Below are 1,172 nucleotides of genomic sequence, written 5' to 3' on the forward strand. Positions count from 1 at the left end.
CCTTCAAATCTTTTGATTCAGCGAATGCTTTTCTTAGTCTTAGGAGAATAATTTATAATTTTGTAAGAGGAGATGAAAATAGAGCTATGAAAGCTGATATAAATTTAGAGCTTGGACAAAATAGATTATATACTCTTATAAAATTTTGATATAAGAGATATCATTCATTTCGAGGAGAATCTTTATAATATACAAATTTCTGTTGAAAAACTATAGATTGATATCAAAAGGTTATCAATACCTCTTTTAGCTATATCCCCCAAGTTTAAGACTCGGATCGCCAAGTAAAACCCATTGCTGAACAGTTTTCTCATCTATCCAGTCCCATCCAGCATCGGGGCTCCACCAGCATTCGGGCAAGGTAAATTCCTTGAAATGATTTATATAACTTGTTTGGGTTTGCACATAATTTATTCCAAGAATATCGTATCCATTTTCTCCGTATTGTCTGAAAAATTCAGATGTTATCCAGCCATCTCCAGCCCCAACAGTGCAAAACTCTCCTTCCCACCCCCAGCCGAAGCCAGTATTTCCAATGCTTGCTATCGCTCCCCTTCCTGGCAATTTTACCATATACCAGCTCCAGCATTCTGGAACTAATTGACCGTATGTATTCATCCACATATTCTTACCAAATAAAAGAAGTAAAAAGATATCAAGAAGTGTTGGAATTGAAGAAACATTGAACTGGCTGTTGTGGCATCCTCCAACAACAACCACAGGAAGTTTGTTTTCGTTAGATAATTTTTCCATTGGGAAAAAAGGTAGGGAAAAATAAGGGAAATATGGTTTTACCTGAGAAACAGTTAATCCAACAATCTGGGAATTTATTCTGTTCCCGGGTATGCCAGGCAGATGATCCGCCCACACTCCAGGGCTCCCATGTCCAGAGAAAAATGCAAAACCGCATCCCTTGCCGAATTCATTTATTATATCCTCCATGCCAGTGAATTTTCCATTTGAACTCCATAAAATTTCTCTTTCAAAATCTTCTGGCATGTAATACAATGCCCCTCCTCTTCCATTTAAAATCTTTTCTCCAGTAACCCATTCTCCTTCATAATACATTTCCGTATTATTTCTCCATGCATCAAAAACAACCTCACCTTTATCATTCTTAACCCATACATGGATACTTGTTAAATTTCCATATGGTTTTGGGTCATATGATT

2 protein-coding genes are annotated in these 1,172 nt (G+C 36.9%); one reads left to right on the top strand and one right to left on the bottom strand.

Translation table 11 applies throughout. The features are described from left to right. Positions 1-149, top strand: a 149-nt coding sequence (locus H5T45_07635; GenBank protein ID MBC7129568.1) for a hypothetical protein, incomplete at its 5' end; no start/stop codon positions are given. Between the two features lie 97 nt (positions 150-246). On the opposite strand, the gene H5T45_07640 is transcribed toward H5T45_07635, so the two are convergent. Then, positions 247-1,172: peptidase C25 (locus H5T45_07640; protein ID MBC7129569.1), on the bottom strand; the 926-nt coding region annotated here is incomplete at its 5' end.

The sequence above is a fragment of the Thermoplasmatales archaeon genome (assembly GCA_014361245.1).
Taxonomy (GTDB): domain Archaea; phylum Thermoplasmatota; class E2; order UBA202; family JdFR-43; genus JACIWB01.